The organism is Pseudomonas viridiflava, from assembly GCF_900602065.1.
GTDB lineage: Bacteria > Pseudomonadota > Gammaproteobacteria > Pseudomonadales > Pseudomonadaceae > Aquipseudomonas.
Window position 1 is genome coordinate 203,641 of the sequence record NZ_UWFN01000116.1, and the last position, 16,381, is coordinate 220,021.

Here is a 16,381-nt window from a genome sequence, read left to right on the forward strand (position 1 = left end):
AAAGGATGCAAGTCAGCGACAGAAGCATGTCGCGTTGTGATCAAGGCTTTAGCTTTTCAACCTCGGTGCGCCTGTCTTCAGTTTCGTAGCCGCTGGACAGCTCCTCCAGGGTCGACACGAAGTGCCGGACGGCATGCTGGACTTCAGCCAACAACAGTTCCGGGCTGGCCGGTCCATCATCAAGTTTGCCTGGCGCGCTGTCTGTCTTGACTCGTGCTGCCCGACGATTAGTCAGGACGTACTGAACATCAACACCAGCCCGGGCCAATGCCGCGAGATAATCCGCTCTGGGTGCACGCTCACCGCCTTCATACTTGCCTTGGGCATTGGCTGCGACGCCCCCCAGCAAACCAAAATCACGCTGGGACAGCCCTAGCCGCCCGCGCTCCTCACGGAGCCTTTTACCTATCTCTTTCATGGATCTGCTTGCTCCACACAAGGTCCGTTAGTTCATCAGACATCACGGAATTAAACCGCCAATACCGAACTCGGCACAACAGGCGAAGAGACTGTAGGACCGGTCCTACATGAAAAACCAACAACTCTGACATATGTAACTGGCTGCAAAACATCTACGCCTGAGCACTCCAGACGACTGCGAGACCACGCCGGCCAAAAGCAAAACCCACACGTCGATGACCCCTCTCAAGCCGACAGGTTGCCTTGTCATTGCGTGCGAACCAGCCGACGAAGTGCGGCTGCGTGCATTGCCACGTACCCGATTGAACGATCCGCAGTCTTGCCTGATCGTATTCTGTAACTGACGGAGATCGAAGATGCCCCATGACAAACGCACTAATCGCGGCAACAATCTCAACGACCCGGAGCAAAGCCCGGCTGACATTGCCGACCATCAGCAGCGCACTCGAGAGTCCAGAACCGAAGAGGCGCAAACGGGCAATCAGCAGGACGATCAGGGCCATGCCCCGAAGGTCCCGACACAGCCCGACACCGACAAGCTCAAACCCTGATCTGCTCCCTCCTGCAACAGGCGCGCGCCCTGCCGTCGCCATTTTGAACGACAAGGCTGGACGATGACTTCACAACACACGCCCCCTGACCAAAAGCCGCTTTCATCCGCTGAACCACTGCAACACAGCGGTTTTGTCAGGGTCCGCGGCGCACGCGAACACAACTTGAAGAACGTCGACGTCGACGTTCCCCGTGATGCCCTGGTTGTATTCACGGGAGTATCGGGTTCGGGCAAATCCTCGCTGGCTTTTTCGACGCTCTATGCCGAAGCCCAGCGCCGCTACTTCGAATCGGTCGCACCGTACGCCAGAAGGCTGATTGATCAGGTCGGTGTACCTGACGTGGACTCCATTGAAGGATTGCCGCCCGCAGTCGCGTTGCAACAACAACGCGGCACACCGAGCACACGCTCTTCAGTAGGCAGTGTCACGACACTGTCGAGCCTGATCCGCATGCTCTACTCACGAGCGGGCAGCTACCCGGCAGGACAGCCCATGCTGTACGCCGAAGACTTTTCGCCCAACACGCCGCAAGGCGCGTGCCCGCAATGTCACGGGCTCGGCAGGGTTTATGAAGTCACCGAGCAGTCGATGGTCCCGGATGACTCGCTGACCATCCGCCAGCGCGCCATTGCTTCATGGCCAACGGCGTGGCAGGGCCAGAACCTGCGGGACATCCTGGTCACTCTGGGCTATGACGTGGACATTCCATGGCGAGACCTGCCCAAGAAGCAGCGCGACTGGATCCTGTTCACTGGTGAACAACCCACCGCCCCGGTGTATGCGGGCCTGACACCTGCGCAAACCCGTAAAGCACTGAAGCAGAAGCTGGAGCCGAGCTACCAGGGCACCTTCACCGGCGCCCGAAAATACGTGCTGCACACCTTCACCCATTCCCAAAGCGCACTGATGAAAAAGCGCGTCGCACAGTTCATGATCGGCAGCCCATGCTCACTCTGTGACGGTAAGCGCCTCACTCAAGCCGCGCTCTCGGTAAAATTCGCCGGTTTCGATATTGGCGAACTGGCGCAAATGTCCCTCCTGCAGCTCGCAGAGGTGCTGCGCCCGGTTGCCGCGTCAGACGCACCGCTCAAAGATGACCTTTCCATTGAAAAGCGTATCGCGGCACAGCGTATTGCTCAGGACCTGTTGGCCAGAGTCAGCACGCTGACAGATCTGGGCCTCGGTTATCTGGCGCTTGAGCGCAGCACACCCACGCTTTCGTCCGGCGAATTGCAACGGCTGCGGCTCGCGACCCAGCTCGGCTCCCAACTGTTTGGCGTCATCTACGTGCTGGACGAACCATCGGCCGGACTGCATCCCGCCGATGGCGAGGCACTCTTCAACGCATTGCAGCGCCTCAAAGATGCGGGCAACTCGCTATTCGTGGTGGAGCACGACCTGGAAACCATGCGGCGCGCCGACTGGCTGATCGACGTCGGCCCTGCTGCTGGCGAACACGGCGGGCGCGTTCTGTATAGCGGGCCGCCCGCTGGCCTGGCCGACGTAGAGGCATCACAAACCCGCCTGCATCTGTTCGCGACGGGCAAAGCCAGCAAACCCAAGCGACGTCAGCCCAGGGACTGGTTAAAACTGGAAGGCGTCACCCGCAATAACCTCAACAATCTGAGCGCCGCATTCCCGCTCGGTTGCTTCACTTCCGTGACCGGCATTTCCGGATCAGGCAAGTCGAGCCTCGTCAGCCACGCCTTGCTGGAGCTGGTAGGCGGCCATCTGGGGCATGCCACTGAAAACAACGACGCAGAAACCCCTAGCCTTGAAGACGATGCGCCACAGTCTGCCAGCGGCAGCGTCATCGCGGGCCTTGACGCCATTCGCCGACTGGTCAAGGTTGATCAGAAGCCTATCGGTCGTACGCCCCGTTCGAACCTTGCGACCTACACCGGGCTCTTCGATCAGGTTCGCAAGCTTTTCGCAGCGACCCCGCAATCCCGCAATGAGGGCTACGATGCAGGACAGTTCTCTTTTAACGTGGCCAAAGGCAGATGCCCGGTGTGCGAAGGCGAGGGTTTTGTCAGCGTTGAGTTGCTGTTCATGCCCAGCGTTTATGCGCCCTGTTCTACCTGCCATGGCGCACGCTATAACCCGCAAACCCTGACCGTCAAATGGCAAGGCTTGAACATCGCCGAGGTACTGCGGCTCACCGTAGATGACGCCGTTGAACGGTTCAAAGACCAACCTGCCGTATTGCGGCCGCTGACCGTGCTCCGCGATATCGGCCTGGGCTACCTGCGTCTTGGACAACCGGCGACCGAACTCTCGGGCGGTGAAGCGCAGCGCATCAAACTGGCCACCGAGCTGCAACGCACCCAGCGGGGCGCCACCTTGTACGTGCTGGATGAGCCAACCACCGGCCTGCACCCCACTGACGTCGACCGTCTGCTTAAACAGCTCAATCACCTGGTGGACGCCGGAAACAGCGTCGTAGTGGTCGAGCACGAAATGCGCGTCGTGGCGCAGAGTGACTGGGTCATCGACATCGGCCCCGGCGCGGGCGATCAGGGCGGCCAGATTGTCGCTGCGGGCACGCCTGAACAGATCATCAAGGTTAAGGCGAGCCGCACAGCGCCATTTTTGAAGCAGGTCGTTAACACGTAATTGATCACCGCCACTGGCGCAACCAGGGGCCTCAACCAACCGCAGAATAGGGCCAGCCGTTTTTTTCCAGCCGCAAAAGCAAGATCTTGTCTTATTTCAATATCTTGCGGGCTTGCTTCAAGGGGGTTGGATGTATATATTCCCTGCTCTTCAGCGCTACCGCCCCGATGGCGAAATTGGTAGACGCAAGGGACTTAAAATCCCTCGTCCTTTGGACGTGCCGGTTCGACCCCGGCTCGGGGCACCACATTTAAAACAAGGGCTTACCGCGATTTTATCGGGTAAGCCCTTGTTGTTTAAATTGCCGCAATTCCAGATTTCCACACCTATCCCGGCGTCCTGCCGACTCGAAAAAACCAGCTCAGCTGCATTTAACGGTCCAGAGCTGATCGAGCCCTGTTGTGAAGCTCTGGCTAATCAGTACTTGGGCTTTACTGATTGAAATCCGGCCGGAACAGCCAGTTGACCGCCTCAGTCACAGCCTTGGCTGTTAACCACACGTCATTGGTGAGGTGCTTGAAGCCCCTCCCATACATTGGGCGAGCTTTTCTCAGCCCACTAATCGTCGGGCTTTTAATCGGAAACAGCCTGGTCCTATTAGCATGTTTCATTTTTTCGTTCTTGTGCGCCGCAGTTTTCAAATCCATGACTGAAGATCAGTTGCTTCAGGGGGCACAGGATTTTCTAAGGGCGGAACATCCATCCGTAGAGTTCTCTCCAGCGCCCCATAGTCTGAGATCTTTACTAAGCGACATCATGCCCCCTGAATATCCCGCATCCGCTCCGCTTTTACTGAAGGTTCAGGAAAGGCTGTTCAATACTTATGGGGTATGGATTGCGGCAGACCATAATCTTCTAGAAAAAACAAGCTCAGTACCGCCCGAGAAACAAGTGCAAGCTTAAAAGCAGACATCTAGTCACCCCGTGACTTCGCTAGTTACAGATAAATCCGCGACACAAAAAAGCCCAGAGGTCAGGCCGGGCTTATTACAAAACTATCGCTAATCGGCTACCTCTGATTCGCGGCAGGTCCACGTGCTAGCCAATACAAAACGCCTGCCGCTGAAATCAGCGAAAGAACGAGTGCAGCGAAGCCAGCCATTGAGTTCAGGGCGTAGGCTGCACTTACCAAAGCGGTCAGACATGCTGACAGTAACAACGGCGAATAACACAGCAGCCGCAGGACTATGTTCTTACCGCTACCCAGTGTCGACTGACGCTCTAATAGCTTGCCGAGGCCAGCCAGACACAGTGAAAAAGTACCCACCGCCATCAACACGACGAAATACATTACAACAGGTGGAAGCCCATAGGCACTTGATGCATCCGCAGGATTATCCCGGAATCCTTCAACGGAGTAGCCCAGTGCGGCCAAGGACAAGGGAAATAAGATAAATACAAGGTTTCTAGCTAGCGCTGGCATTCCTGATTCCGTGCTCGGTCATTGATCTCAGTAAGGTAGCACGCAACGCTAACGCTCTCCGAACGACACAGGGTGTTTAGAGTACCTAAAGACAAAAATAACCGCCCAGATTGCGGGTTTCTTGAAGCAGGTTGCCGCAGGCACGGTCGTTCATGATCGAGTCAATGCCCGGCCCTTACGCGCCGCCGTCATGACACCAGAGCAAGTACGGAGGTAGAGGGTTGTCGAGCATGAAGCTCGACAGTCAGTCAGGTACTTTCGATTCGGCAGCACTGTTCCAGATAAAGGCTCTACGCACCATCTCTCTGGCATTGGGCAGATCTATCGAATAGGTCGACGGACTCGTGAATGAAAGCGAGCTTTTCTTGAAAATCAGTAGAGGTTCACCTGTGCCGTTTTCAGTCACAACTCGCGCCTTAATGGAGGTGAACTCATCCCTCGCATTTAGTTTTTTAGCGCTCACCGTGCGCTGCGTCGTGGGTAGATCAGCCCAGGCAATAAATTCTGCGATGGGTTCTAAGCCCGTCGGAAATGTCTTTCGCTGTAAACGGTTGCCAAAAATAATGTAGCCGCCGCGCTTTTCAGCGGTGAAGTCCATCCATTCATCATTGTCTGCAATCCTCAACGGCAGCATCGCTGGCTGAAAATTCCCGGCCAGGCGGACGCCAGTTTTTTCGTCAAAATATCCGTACTTAATGTCTGTACGGTAGAACTCCCAGGCACGCAGGGTGGCGAATTTATCAATTTTTTGGGCAGTAGAAGCGCTGCACCCTGCCAACACTACCAAAGCTGCCGTTACTACGGTTCCTGCCCAGAAACGCATTGTGATCTCTCTTCGAAAAGCCCGAGGATAGCATCGGGCTGTGCATGTTAGTTTTTGCAGACCACCTGCGGCGGCTCTGCAGGCGTCAGCCTTTTGGGGATGACAATTGAAGTGCCAGGTAAAGGCAAAAGTTCGATAACCCCGAGCATGCAAACAACCGCTTGCCCGCCATTTTTGTTGGGTCTGGTACCCACCCCGACCAACGCTTCGTAGTCTTTACCAGGTTCCAGTTTGTAAACGAGCGCCTGGCCCCCACAGGACGAGTAAGTGCTGCCATAGCTGCCAATGGTTGCGCCCAGAGTTGCGATCTGGAATGGCTTGTCAGCCCTGACGCGGTACTCGGTGACTATCTCTTTGTACACGCCCTCGCCCATCCGTATTGCCGGGACGTATTCAGCAAGAGTGGGCGCAACTCTATTGGGCATGCCAATGTTCGCCGACTTGAGAGGGAACTGCGGATAGTTGATGTTCGCTGTCCCATCCCGTCCGAAACGTCCGGCGTCAGCCATCATATGCCGGGTAGTCGGGGCGCAGCTGCCAGTGATGCTGTCTCCATACACGCTGGAGTTAGTGATAACGCGAACACGCGCCACGCCCTCTGATTGGGCAGGCTCTTCGTATGGAACAGAAGGAATTCCAGAGCAACCAGCAAGTGCTACAGCAAAAAAAGTTACGAACGAGACAACCCGCATGACCATGTCCTTATGCACTCGACAACTAAAAACCCGACGCTATAGCCGGGCTTTTTGTTCACTCCGACCACGCAGGCGCGACATGATGGCGTGATAATGCCAATTGGTCCACTGCCCTAGAGCAGCCAGTACGCCATGCCTGTTCAGCCGCCCTCCTCTTGATCTTCCTTATGAAGATCTACCACTAGATTCGCCGCTTCTTCGTCGGACTCCAGATAATGAAGTGATCCGTCATGACTTTGCACAACGATCAAAGCATCAAGGCCTGGACGGCGATGTTCGGTGGGGATTTCCTCACCCGTGAGCGTTTTCAGTGTGACTGCCATGAGCTTTCCTCCCTAAAAGAAAGCTGACAGGGAGAGCTGCCGACAATTCAAACTGACTGGTCAAATCCTGATAATCAGAACGATGCCGGTCGATCCGTAGAGATGACGGCTGGGACAGATCCCCCCTTTCCTGATTCGATTGGCTAATCACTTATTCCGCTGCTTCCACCCAACGAGCATGAAAACCAGTCCTGGAATCAACAGGCCTGGCGCCATGTATGCAAATGTACGCTCTGCCAGCAATCCATTCAGCCCAAATACGAACCCGCAGATTGTCAGCGGTATTCCAACGATAAACATCGGTTGGCGAAAAGCTTTATCCATGATCACTTACTCCTTCTGAAAAACGGCTCTATTAAATCACAAAGCCTGCCAGAGATTAGCGAAGGCGGTGGAAGGACTATCGCGTCGCCATTTCTCGCGCAGGTCCTTGTTGATTTCCGCTCGGTAACTATCCTGACTATTCGCAATTCCAGTCAGACGGAGTCTTTTCCATTTACACAGGGAAGCAATATGAACACGGTCAAGGACAATCAGGAACTTCGCGAGGCGCTGATTTCAGCGGCATTTCTGCTCAAATGGTCGGCTGCTGATCTGCACGGGAAGGCCAACGCCCTGGCGGAAGCGGGCAATCAGGCAGAGGCGGACGCGATGCAGGAGATCGTGAATAACTATCAGACCTCAGAAGCCAGCTTGCTGGGTTTTGCGGATGAAGTGAAGACTGGGCGAATTGTGCGGGGGCGGTTTGAATAACGCCTGTGGGCACCGGCTCATCGCTATCTGCGCCCTTGAAATAGGGCACAAATAACGACGAATAGCTGATCGATCAGCAGGCGCCGGGCGGGATCCCGCCCTTATTGAAGTCCTTCAGGCGTTCCCGCTCTTCCTGGGTGGAGTGAGCCGGTGTGTCGTCTTTCTTGGTTTCTTCATTAGGTTCTTTCTTTTCTTCAGTCATCACGCTGTCCTCATGGGTGTTCCTGTTTCGGCACCTTGAGGTTGCAGCAGTTCAAATCATCTGCCGCTCATCCTGAAACAGTAATATCAAGCCGAACCACTACTGCACCGGCAGGAAATTCATCAGCAACAAGCTCTGAGCGTAATTGAGACCGATGCGCCGGTAGCGCTCATCGAGAATCTGCGCAAGCAGATCAAGGCGCGCGACGATCTTGCCAAACTCGACAGCAAAACTGAGATTGCTGGATTGGTCCGATATCTCATTGGAAAACAGCAGCAACACGCCATTGGCATCCTGGCGCTGACTGAGTAGCCAGGTGGCTTTCTCGATATTACGCGCGGCGTTGCTGACGAATTGTGGATTGATTGAGTCAGTCACGTAAAACTCGGTGCGTCCGCCATGCGCCGTGATAAGCATGCTGCCGATCGCGTAGATGAAAGCGCCAACACGGTCGCCACGAAACTCTGGACTGAGGGAATAGCTAAGTGCTGCCAGATCACGGCGGTCCCCAAGCGCAGGGAGCGGCTGACGCTGCTCGATGGCCTGACGGATTGCCCGCGCAGCACTGACGGCATCGGTATAACCCGACTGACGCCACTGGCTGGGGTTGCGCAGATAGAGCTTGTTCATAAGCAGATACAGGCTTTGCAGGTTGTCGTGCATGCCTAGCGTAGCCATGCGATCAACACTGGTCTGGAAAATTTCGTCCGGCTTGCCTTTGCTGAACTGACTGGCAATATCGCGGCTCTGTTGCTGGCTGCAACCGCCGACACCCAGTAAAAAAATCGCCGCCAACAACAGTGGTCGGCGCATCCATCGAACGAGAAATACAGGTAACGGGCGATCCATCGGCACCATGTCTTGCAGTTGTCCGCGCAGGAAATCGGCACGGCCGGGACAGACATAGATCGGGAAAACGGGAAAAAGTGCGATATCGGCGGCGAGATTGTCGCGTTATCCGCAGACGGCTCACGCCAGTGCGATGACGTGAGCGTGTTAACCAATGTCAGCCTGGTGCAAACAGCGACCTGATCATATGAAGCTCGGCCGCATGCGTCATGGCCTCAAGGTCTTCAAAAGTCATGGCGTGGCCACAGCCTGCGCACGGCTCACCTACCAAATCCTCAATGCCGTAAAGGCCGCTGAGGGTTCCTTCACTCGGATCAAAGGGTCGACAGTCACAAACAACACACCGGAAGTCCTCGAAATACTGCTCATCCATTCTCATTGTCTGACAATCCTGAAAATTCGACGGCATAAAACACCATATACCCCATCTTTTCCAGACCGTCCCGACGGCCGACACGCCGCCTGGCCCTTTCCTGCCTGAGCAAAGCGTGAGATAGCCTTGTGACTTTAGGCACTGAATTCACTACGCCCGACATGAGATCGTCGCTGTAAGTCAGCTCTCAGTACTGGATGCAGCCCCCGCTTGAGCGCCCGTACCAAATAGCCGGTCAGCTATCTCTCGGCCCCGCTCGCGGCCTTCGGCCGTTAACCAGACCGATTTCTTTTTACCAACAGGATCATCGATGAAACTATGCTCGTGTAGCCGGTTCATGATCTCGTAGTCGAACCCTTTCCATGCATTGCCGTTGTTGAAACTGAAGGTTGCCAACAGTGCGAGCACGGCCTCTTCAATTAATTTTTCGTCGTACTTCATAATCATTTGTCCTCTGACGTTCACCATGATAATTCGCTGTCTCGTCCAGCCCTCTGGCAGTGAGCCAGAGGGCACGCGACTGCAAGACTCATGAACGAGTCAACTCAAAAGCCTAAAAATACAAGGAATGGTTTTATCGTGGGCAATAAAAAACCCGAAGACGTTAATCTTCGGGTTTTTTAATAGTGGAGGCCGAGGTCGGAATCGAACCGGCGTAAGCGGATTTGCAATCCGCGGCATAACCATTTTGCTACTCGGCCTCAAACATTCAGTGCTTAAACCGCAAACACTCAATGTGTACAAACTTGGAGCGGGAAACGAGACTCGAACTCGCGACCCCGACCTTGGCAAGGTCGTGCTCTACCAACTGAGCTATTCCCGCGTCTTGGTGACGGGCGCTATTCTATAGATTCAAACCGCGCCGTCAACCCTTTGTTTTAAAAACTTATTTTTTATCTGCCGTGGTTTTCAAGTGCGGCCACGCGGCCCTCAGGTATTGCAGCATTGACCACAAAGTCAGGCCGGCAGCGAGAATCAACAGGACGTAACCCAGCACCACCCAGAACGTAAACGCGGGCGGATTGGCCAGCAAGATGACCAGCGCCAACATTTGCGCAGCTGTCTTCCATTTGCCAAGGTTCGACACCGCAACCTGCGCCCTGGCACCGAGTTCGGCCATCCATTCGCGCAATGCGGAAATAACGATCTCACGGCCGATAATCACCGCAGCGGGCAATGTCAGCCAGAGATTGGCGTGGGCCTGAACCAGCAAAACCAGTGCAACTGCAACCATCAGCTTGTCCGCTACCGGATCGAGAAACGCGCCAAACGGCGTGCTCTGCTCCAGACGACGGGCCAGATAACCATCGAGCCAGTCGGTCGCCGCTGCGAAAGCGAAGACGCTACTGGCTGCCATGTAGCTCCAATGGTACGGCAAGTAAAACAGCAGAATGAAGATCGGAATCAGGAGGACACGTAGAACGGTGATCAGATTAGGGATATTCATCGGCACAACTTGCTACGAGGTGAGCGGGCATTCTACTCGCTGTGCAGGTTTGCATAAATCGACTCTGCAAGCTTTTTACTGATTCCGGGTGCTTTTGCTATTTCTTCGATGCTCGCACGGGACAATTCCTGCAAGCCACCGAAGTGTTTGAGCAGGTCTCGACGCCTTGTAGGCCCTACCCCAGCGACACCTTCAAGGCTTGAGGTGCGCCGCGTCTTACCGCGTCGCGCCCGATGCCCGGTGATCGCAAAACGGTGAGCTTCGTCACGGATCTGCTGAATGAGGTGCAGCGCCGGAGAATCTCCCGGCAAGGTGAACTCATGGGCAGAGTCATTCAGATAGAGGGTTTCGAACCCGGCCTTGCGGGTCGTGCCTTTGGCGACACCCAACAGAATCAGGTCAGGCACCGCCAGTTCGTTCAACACATCGCGGGCCATCGACATCTGTCCTTTACCGCCGTCGACCAGCAGAATATCCGGCAGCTTGCCCTCGCCGTCCTTGAGCTTGCTGAATCGCCGGGTGAGCGCCTGATGCATGGCGGCATAGTCATCGCCGGCAGTCACACCTTCAATGTTATAGCGGCGGTAGTCCGACTTGATGGGGCCTTCAGGGCCGAATACCACGCAGGATGCAACGGTGGCTTCACCGCTGGAATGGCTGATGTCATAGCACTCAAGGCGCAGCGGCGGCTCATCGAGTTTGAGGACTTTTTGCAATGCATCGAAGCGAGCCGCCACATGCTGACGATTGGCGAGCCGCGCCGACAGCGCCTGCTCCGCGTTAGTCACCGCCATCTGCTGCCAGCGCGCACGGGTGCCGCGCACCCGGTGGCTGATCACCAGCTCGCGACCACGGGACTCTTCGATGGCATCAATTAACGTCGGAAAATCGTCATGCAGCACGTTGACGATGACTTCCGAAGGTAGCTCACGGTCGACACCTCCCAGGAAATACTGCGACAGGAAGGCCGACATGACTTCGCCCACCTCCTCCTCGATCCCGACCTGAGGGAAGAAATTCTTGCTGCCCAGCACCCTGCCACCACGCACGCTGATCAAGTGCACACAAGCGCCGCCTGGATTGACGAACGCCGCCACCACATCAACGTCACCGGTGCCCCCCTCCATGCTTTGCTGATCCTGAACCCGGCGCAGCAATGCAATCTGGTCCCGCAACTCGGCAGCCTGTTCGAAATCCAGACTCATGGCGGCTTTTTCCATCAATGCGTTCAACTCGTCGGTCAGGGTGTTGCTGCGACCTTCGAGGAACATCACCGAGTGGCGCACGTCTTCCGCATAAACCTCTGGCTCGACGAGCCCGACGCAAGGACCTTTGCAGCGCTTGATCTGATATTGCAGGCACGGCCGGGTGCGGTTCTTGTAGAAGCTGTCTTCGCACTGACGAACCAGGAAGGTCTTCTGCATCAGACTCAGACTCTCCCGCACCGCGCCAGCGCTGGGATAAGGCCCGAAGTAACGGCCTTTGGGTTTCTTGGCGCCACGATGAATGCTCAGACGCGGAAAATTGCCTTCCGACAGATAGACATAAGGGTAGGACTTATCATCACGCAGCAGAATGTTGTAAGGCGGACGCCATTCTTTGATCAGCGTCTGCTCTAGCAGCAGTGCCTCGGTTTCGTTGGCAGTGATCGTGGTTTCAATCTGGGCGATCCGCGAAACCAGCGCACTGGTCTTCGGCGCGTGACCGGTCTTGCGAAAGTAACTCGCCAGACGGTTTTTAAGATTTTTGGCTTTGCCCACGTATAACAGACGCGCTTCGGTATCGAACATGCGATACACACCAGGGCGGCCACTACAGGTTGCAAGAAAAGCACTCGGGTCAAACGGTGGGTTCATTTCAGGCGCTGGCATCGACCATGCCGTGACGTACCGCCAGCAAAGCCAGCTCGACATCGCTGCCAATCGACAGCTTCTCAAAGATACGGTAACGGTAGGTATTTACGGTTTTAGGGGACAAACACAGCTTGTCAGAGATGGTCTGGACTTTCTGGCAGCCGACGATCATCAAAGCAATCTGGATCTCACGTTCCGAGAGTAGATCGAAAGGCGAGTTGTTGACTTGAGGCTGGAACGACTTGAGGGCCAGTTGCTGGGCAATCTGCGGGCTGATGTAACGCTGCCCCGCAAATACCAGACGAATGGCCTGCACCATTTCGGCCAGACCGGCACCTTTGGTCATGTAGCCAGCAGCACCGGCCTGCAGCAGACGCGTCGGAAAAGGATCTTCCTCGCACACTGTAACGGCCACTACCTTAATCTCGGGATGACTACGCAACAGCTTGCGTGTGGCTTCAAGACCACCAATGCCCGGCATCTTGACGTCCATCAGCACGACGTCCGGTTTCAGTTCCCGCGCCTTCTTCAGCGACTCCTCACCGGAGTCGGCCTGGCCGACCACCTGAAGCCCATCGATGTCAGCCAACATGCGCGTAATGCCTGTCCGGACAAGATCATGGTCATCAACAACTAGCACCTTAATCAAGCAGACACCTCGCAGAACGGTCATAACGAATACGGGTCACCATAGCAAAAACAAAAGGCCAGACCCAGCTTTACGCAAGGCCTGGCCTACATTGATTCTGCGATGGCACTAAGGACACGCTATCACCGATGCCCATGAATCATGAAATTTTTTACCAGGCGATTCTATGACTTAGTAGAGCGTCAATCTTCCTTGCGGTTAGCGATCTTGCCCTGAATCGCATATGAAGCAGATAGCTCCGCCATGGTCACAGTCAATCGCTTGATAGCGTCTTGATCTTCCTTGCTCAGGGTACGGTAGCTACCCAATACTTTCTCCTCGGCAGTACTCAGATTATCGACAAGGATCGGTGTGGGGGTGGCTGTCAGCACAAAAAGAACATCCACGCCTTTAGCGGCGACGGCTGCCAGGTAATCGGCCTTGGGAGCGCGATCACCACTTTCATATTTGCCCTGAGCGTTAGCTTCCACTCCACCGATTTCTCCAAAAGCACGCTGAGACAAGCCCAGACGCTCTCTTTCTTTTCTTAATCGGGAACCTATTCCACTCATTTGAATGCTTAATCCTGTTGACCCCACCCTTACGAATGGTAGAATCTAGATAAATTTAAACTGATTTGAACGGTTTTGAACTATGCCCGGAATACGCACCGCTGCACAAGCCAAGGCATGGCTTGAACATCAAGGGAAATCTGTTCAAGAGTTTGCCCGAGAGAATTGCATTGATCCGGCTACCACTTACCAGGTGCTGGCCGGGCGCAAGAAGGGTCGTCGTGGAGAAGCGCACAAAGTGGCGGTTTTGCTGGGGATGAAGGATGGCATCATTCCATCCGCACCTTCGCCTGAAGCCGGGACGACGCCTGAGTGATCCCATTCAGCGTCAGCAAAGACGCCGTTGCTTGTAGGACTCACGCACCTTAATAAGCAGGATGGTGCGCGGATCGGTTCGCAACACTAAACATTTGGTTGCGAATTTCCGGTGACAATACGCGCCTATAAACAGCCATCAATACAGACCTGTCTCAGAGGCACCCGTCGCTCGATTTGACGGTTCAGCGCAACGCAGGGAAATGCTGCTTGCGCTCGGCCAATCAGACGGCGCCCCCTTCCCTAAAATGCACTGCGATGCAATAGCCACCTATGGCCTTGATTGATTTTTCTGATTGAATTCGTCCGCGTGGCTGAAGTAAGCTCGCATCACTTAACGGAGACATATCATGTTGCCACTCACCTCACAGCCACTGTTGCAGACCAGCGTTAGTCGCTTGGTTGCGCGTGCAGTCGTGCGTGGTGAATCGGCAATAGTTGCTCCGCAAAACACCGTTTATTTTGGGTATTGGTTTAGCCACTGGCGCGCCTGATACCCATCCGGCGCCCACTTCAAGGGGACGCCAACCAGAGAATTCTCTACCCCCGGTCGGCTTCCCGACCGGGGGTTTTGTTTTTTAACGCCCCTGAAAATTTGAATTCAATCGAGGAACAGAACATGAACTACAGCACCTATTACCGCACCGACATCTGCACTGCCTGGCGATTTAGCAGCCTCCGTACGGGACAGCAAGCCGCCTCCGTTCGGTCACTGACAGGTGGCAAATCACTCCAGAACGCCAACCCGGCAAATTGTCGAACACCCCAGTAGGGCTTGAGCGGGCCAGACCCGCCAGCCCAGGAAGCAGAATCATGAATTCGTCTATCGCCGTAAAACCGTCTGACCTGTCGACCCGCAACCTGACCGTGCTCGACAGCATTCCCGCCCCGCAGCGCCTGCCAGGCAGCTTGCAACTGAAAGCCCAGTTGCCACTGGACCTGACACTCAGCGAACAGGTTGCAGCCCATCGCCGCGCCGTTCGCGCCATTCTTAACGGCGAAGACTCGCGCCTGCTGGTCATTGTCGGCCCCTGCTCTCTTCACGATCCGCAATCAGCGCTTGAATACGCCGAACGTCTGGCGACGCTCGCCGGTGAGGTCAGTGATCAGATGCTGCTGGTCATGCGCGCCTATGTAGAAAAGCCCCGCACCACCGTCGGCTGGAAGGGTCTGGCTTACGATCCGCAACTCGATGGCAGCGACGACATGGCCGCAGGCCTGACGCTCTCGCGCCATCTGATGCGCGAAATGCTGCGTCTCGGCCTGCCCGTTGCGACGGAAATTCTGCAACCGATGGCCGCAGGCTACTTCGACGACCTGCTCAGTTGGGTCGCCATTGGCGCGCGCACGACTGAATCACAAATTCACCGGGAAATGGCCAGCGGATTGCCAATCCCCGTCGGCTTCAAGAACGGCACCGACGGGGGCATTACGGTCGCCAGTGACGCCATGCGGTCAGCCGCTCACGGCCATCGTCATTTTGGACTGGATCGTCAGGGGCATCCGGCAGTTATCGAAACCGCAGGCAATCCCGACACCCATATCGTACTGCGCGGTGGTCACAAAGGCCCCAACTACGACCGTCAACATGTTGCGCAAGTGCGCGAGAGCCTGGCGAAACAACGGATCGCCGAACGCATCATGGTTGATTGCAGTCACGCCAACAGCGGTAAGGACCCTTTGCGCCAGCCTGAGGTGTTCAATGACGTGCTTGCTCAGCGCTTGCAAGGCGATTCATCGCTGGTGGGCATGATGATCGAGAGTCATCTATTTGAAGGCTGCCAGCCGATCAGCGCGTCAATGCGTTACGGCGTGTCGGTGACTGATGGCTGCCTGGGCTGGGATGCGACCGAGCACTTGCTACGCGACGCAGTGAGCAGGCTGCGGTACAGGTAATGAGATCAGAAGAGCGGCGAAAAAGCGCCGCTCGCCCCGTCCATGGGATATCAGCCTGAACTTTATCGGGAAATGCGTTCCTTAATCCGGTAGGCTCTTTCTTTTTTTTGACAGGAGTAATTCCCAATGGCTAAAGCCACTGCCCGCCACATCCTTGTATCCAGCGAAGAGAAATGCAACGAACTCAAAGCTCAGATCGAAGGCGGTGCTGATTTCGCGGAAGTCGCCAAATCCAACTCCAGCTGCCCATCCAGCCGCCAAGGTGGCGATCTGGGTTCGTTCGGCCCAGGCCAAATGGTCAAGGAATTCGACACAGTCGTGTTCAGCGCCCCAATCAATGTGGTGCAAGGCCCGGTGAAAACCCAGTTTGGTTATCACCTGCTGGAAGTGACCAGCCGCCAGGATTGATTTCTCGCTGCTGACATTCAAAACGGCTCGCCTCAGGTGGGCCGTTTTTGTTTGTGGAATACCAACCAGCATCTGCAGGTTCGGTGCCGAGGTCCTGACACCGTCAGCGCAAATCCGGTACAGACTGTGTGAAAACTACTGCAGGCTGGGCACCTTCGGTGCTACGCGCACAATACTGCGTTAAAAACAGGCGAAAAATGCTCATTTAGAACACCTAGAGTCGGACGCGAC

Annotated in this window: 19 protein-coding genes and 3 tRNA genes; 7 read left to right on the top strand and 15 right to left on the bottom strand. The window is 55.5% G+C overall.

Annotated elements, in window-relative coordinates; all coding sequences use genetic code 11:
• Positions 1-40 precede the first annotated feature (40 nt).
• The gene (locus EE949_RS06105; protein ID WP_122663453.1) at positions 41-418 is read right to left on the bottom strand and encodes a helix-turn-helix domain-containing protein; all 378 of its coding nucleotides are present in this window, start codon (positions 416-418) and stop codon (positions 41-43) included.
• 358 nt (positions 419-776) lie between these two features.
• Between EE949_RS06105 and EE949_RS06110 the strand changes: the two genes are divergently transcribed.
• From EE949_RS06110 to EE949_RS06120, 3 genes are all read left to right on the top strand, one after another.
• On the top strand, positions 777-971 hold the full coding sequence (locus tag EE949_RS06110) for a hypothetical protein (RefSeq protein ID WP_122663454.1): 195 nt from the start codon (positions 777-779) through the stop codon (positions 969-971).
• Between the two features lie 63 nt (positions 972-1,034).
• Complete coding sequence (gene uvrA, locus EE949_RS06115; protein ID WP_122663455.1) at positions 1,035-3,590, top strand: excinuclease ABC subunit UvrA; 2,556 nt, start codon at positions 1,035-1,037, stop codon at positions 3,588-3,590.
• Between the two features lie 161 nt (positions 3,591-3,751).
• Positions 3,752-3,837: transfer RNA gene (locus EE949_RS06120), tRNA-Leu, on the top strand.
• A gap of 762 nt (positions 3,838-4,599) precedes the next feature.
• On the opposite strand, the gene EE949_RS06130 is transcribed toward EE949_RS06120, so the two are convergent.
• The 5 genes from EE949_RS06130 to EE949_RS29405 form a co-directional block, all read right to left on the bottom strand.
• Positions 4,600-5,013 (bottom strand): hypothetical protein, encoded by a 414-nt coding sequence (locus EE949_RS06130; protein ID WP_122663457.1) that lies wholly within the window; start codon positions 5,011-5,013, stop codon positions 4,600-4,602.
• 244 nt (positions 5,014-5,257) lie between these two features.
• A complete protein-coding gene (locus EE949_RS06135; protein WP_122663458.1) occupies positions 5,258-5,836 on the bottom strand; it encodes a hypothetical protein in 579 nt (192 codons plus the stop codon).
• A 47-nt stretch (positions 5,837-5,883) separates the two neighbouring features.
• Positions 5,884-6,528 (bottom strand): hypothetical protein, encoded by a 645-nt coding sequence (locus tag EE949_RS06140; RefSeq protein WP_122663459.1) that lies wholly within the window; start codon positions 6,526-6,528, stop codon positions 5,884-5,886.
• Between the two features lie 143 nt (positions 6,529-6,671).
• A complete protein-coding gene (locus tag EE949_RS06145; RefSeq protein ID WP_122663460.1) occupies positions 6,672-6,854 on the bottom strand; it encodes a hypothetical protein in 183 nt (60 codons plus the stop codon).
• A 147-nt stretch (positions 6,855-7,001) separates the two neighbouring features.
• Complete coding sequence (locus EE949_RS29405) at positions 7,002-7,178, bottom strand: hypothetical protein (protein ID WP_162873806.1); 177 nt, start codon at positions 7,176-7,178, stop codon at positions 7,002-7,004.
• Between the two features lie 189 nt (positions 7,179-7,367).
• Between EE949_RS29405 and EE949_RS06150 the strand changes: the two genes are divergently transcribed.
• Positions 7,368-7,607, top strand: coding sequence for a hypothetical protein (locus tag EE949_RS06150; protein WP_122663461.1), 240 nt, complete (start codon positions 7,368-7,370; stop codon positions 7,605-7,607).
• A 73-nt stretch (positions 7,608-7,680) separates the two neighbouring features.
• Here EE949_RS06150 and EE949_RS29945 read toward each other — a convergent pair whose 3' ends face one another.
• From EE949_RS29945 to EE949_RS06195, 9 genes are all read right to left on the bottom strand, one after another.
• Positions 7,681-7,809, bottom strand: coding sequence for a hypothetical protein (locus EE949_RS29945; protein ID WP_275898952.1), 129 nt, complete (start codon positions 7,807-7,809; stop codon positions 7,681-7,683).
• Between the two features lie 99 nt (positions 7,810-7,908).
• Entirely contained in the window at positions 7,909-8,622 is a 714-nt protein-coding gene (locus EE949_RS06155; protein WP_430735885.1) for a hypothetical protein, read from the bottom strand.
• A gap of 589 nt (positions 8,623-9,211) precedes the next feature.
• Positions 9,212-9,472, bottom strand: coding sequence for a DUF6429 family protein (locus EE949_RS06165; RefSeq protein ID WP_122663734.1), 261 nt, complete (start codon positions 9,470-9,472; stop codon positions 9,212-9,214).
• Between the two features lie 186 nt (positions 9,473-9,658).
• Positions 9,659-9,732 (bottom strand) — tRNA-Cys (locus EE949_RS06170).
• Positions 9,733-9,778: 46 nt separating this feature from the next.
• Positions 9,779-9,854 (bottom strand) — tRNA-Gly (locus EE949_RS06175).
• A 63-nt stretch (positions 9,855-9,917) separates the two neighbouring features.
• Positions 9,918-10,478, bottom strand: coding sequence for a CDP-diacylglycerol--glycerol-3-phosphate 3-phosphatidyltransferase (gene pgsA / locus EE949_RS06180; RefSeq protein WP_027898587.1), 561 nt, complete (start codon positions 10,476-10,478; stop codon positions 9,918-9,920).
• A 32-nt stretch (positions 10,479-10,510) separates the two neighbouring features.
• Positions 10,511-12,334 (bottom strand): excinuclease ABC subunit UvrC, encoded by a 1,824-nt coding sequence (gene uvrC / locus EE949_RS06185; RefSeq protein ID WP_122663735.1) that lies wholly within the window; start codon positions 12,332-12,334, stop codon positions 10,511-10,513.
• Between the two features lies 1 nt (position 12,335).
• Positions 12,336-12,980 carry a response regulator transcription factor GacA gene (gacA, locus tag EE949_RS06190; RefSeq protein WP_162873805.1) on the bottom strand — a complete coding sequence of 215 codons (645 nt, stop codon included), beginning with the start codon at positions 12,978-12,980 and terminating at the stop codon, positions 12,336-12,338.
• 182 nt (positions 12,981-13,162) lie between these two features.
• Positions 13,163-13,531, bottom strand: coding sequence for a helix-turn-helix domain-containing protein (locus EE949_RS06195; RefSeq protein WP_122663465.1), 369 nt, complete (start codon positions 13,529-13,531; stop codon positions 13,163-13,165).
• Positions 13,532-13,613: 82 nt separating this feature from the next.
• On the opposite strand from EE949_RS06195, the gene EE949_RS06200 reads away from it, so the two are divergent.
• From EE949_RS06200 to EE949_RS06210, 3 genes are all read left to right on the top strand, one after another.
• Complete coding sequence (locus EE949_RS06200; protein ID WP_122663466.1) at positions 13,614-13,847, top strand: DNA-binding protein; 234 nt, start codon at positions 13,614-13,616, stop codon at positions 13,845-13,847.
• 812 nt (positions 13,848-14,659) lie between these two features.
• Complete coding sequence (locus EE949_RS06205; protein ID WP_122663467.1) at positions 14,660-15,742, top strand: 3-deoxy-7-phosphoheptulonate synthase; 1,083 nt, start codon at positions 14,660-14,662, stop codon at positions 15,740-15,742.
• Between the two features lie 126 nt (positions 15,743-15,868).
• The gene (locus EE949_RS06210) at positions 15,869-16,150 is read left to right on the top strand and encodes a peptidylprolyl isomerase (protein WP_122663468.1); all 282 of its coding nucleotides are present in this window, start codon (positions 15,869-15,871) and stop codon (positions 16,148-16,150) included.
• The last annotated feature ends 231 nt before the right edge of the window (positions 16,151-16,381 follow it).

Bases quoted from the DNA above. Each gene is read 5' to 3' on its own strand.
- EE949_RS06105 (WP_122663453.1), bottom strand. From the start codon at position 418: ATGAAAGAGATAGGTAAAAGGCTCCGTGAGGAGCGCGGGCGGCTAGGG.
- EE949_RS06205 (WP_122663467.1), top strand. From the start codon at position 14,660: ATGAATTCGTCTATCGCCGTAAAACCGTCTGACCTGTCGACCCGCAAC.
- EE949_RS06200 (WP_122663466.1), top strand. From the start codon at position 13,614: ATGCCCGGAATACGCACCGCTGCACAAGCCAAGGCATGGCTTGAACAT.
- EE949_RS06145 (WP_122663460.1), bottom strand. From the start codon at position 6,854: ATGGCAGTCACACTGAAAACGCTCACGGGTGAGGAAATCCCCACCGAA.
- EE949_RS29405 (WP_162873806.1), bottom strand. From the start codon at position 7,178: ATGGATAAAGCTTTTCGCCAACCGATGTTTATCGTTGGAATACCGCTG.
- EE949_RS06210 (WP_122663468.1), top strand. From the start codon at position 15,869: ATGGCTAAAGCCACTGCCCGCCACATCCTTGTATCCAGCGAAGAGAAA.
- EE949_RS06110 (WP_122663454.1), top strand. From the start codon at position 777: ATGCCCCATGACAAACGCACTAATCGCGGCAACAATCTCAACGACCCG.
- EE949_RS29945 (WP_275898952.1), bottom strand. From the start codon at position 7,809: ATGACTGAAGAAAAGAAAGAACCTAATGAAGAAACCAAGAAAGACGAC.
- EE949_RS06155 (WP_430735885.1), bottom strand. From the start codon at position 8,622: ATGCGCCGACCACTGTTGTTGGCGGCGATTTTTTTACTGGGTGTCGGC.
- EE949_RS06150 (WP_122663461.1), top strand. From the start codon at position 7,368: ATGAACACGGTCAAGGACAATCAGGAACTTCGCGAGGCGCTGATTTCA.
- uvrA (WP_122663455.1), top strand. From the start codon at position 1,035: ATGACTTCACAACACACGCCCCCTGACCAAAAGCCGCTTTCATCCGCT.
- EE949_RS06130 (WP_122663457.1), bottom strand. From the start codon at position 5,013: ATGCCAGCGCTAGCTAGAAACCTTGTATTTATCTTATTTCCCTTGTCC.
- EE949_RS06135 (WP_122663458.1), bottom strand. From the start codon at position 5,836: ATGCGTTTCTGGGCAGGAACCGTAGTAACGGCAGCTTTGGTAGTGTTG.
- EE949_RS06140 (WP_122663459.1), bottom strand. From the start codon at position 6,528: ATGCGGGTTGTCTCGTTCGTAACTTTTTTTGCTGTAGCACTTGCTGGT.
- EE949_RS06195 (WP_122663465.1), bottom strand. From the start codon at position 13,531: ATGAGTGGAATAGGTTCCCGATTAAGAAAAGAAAGAGAGCGTCTGGGC.
- pgsA (WP_027898587.1), bottom strand. From the start codon at position 10,478: ATGAATATCCCTAATCTGATCACCGTTCTACGTGTCCTCCTGATTCCG.
- uvrC (WP_122663735.1), bottom strand. From the start codon at position 12,334: ATGAACCCACCGTTTGACCCGAGTGCTTTTCTTGCAACCTGTAGTGGC.
- EE949_RS06165 (WP_122663734.1), bottom strand. From the start codon at position 9,472: ATGAAGTACGACGAAAAATTAATTGAAGAGGCCGTGCTCGCACTGTTG.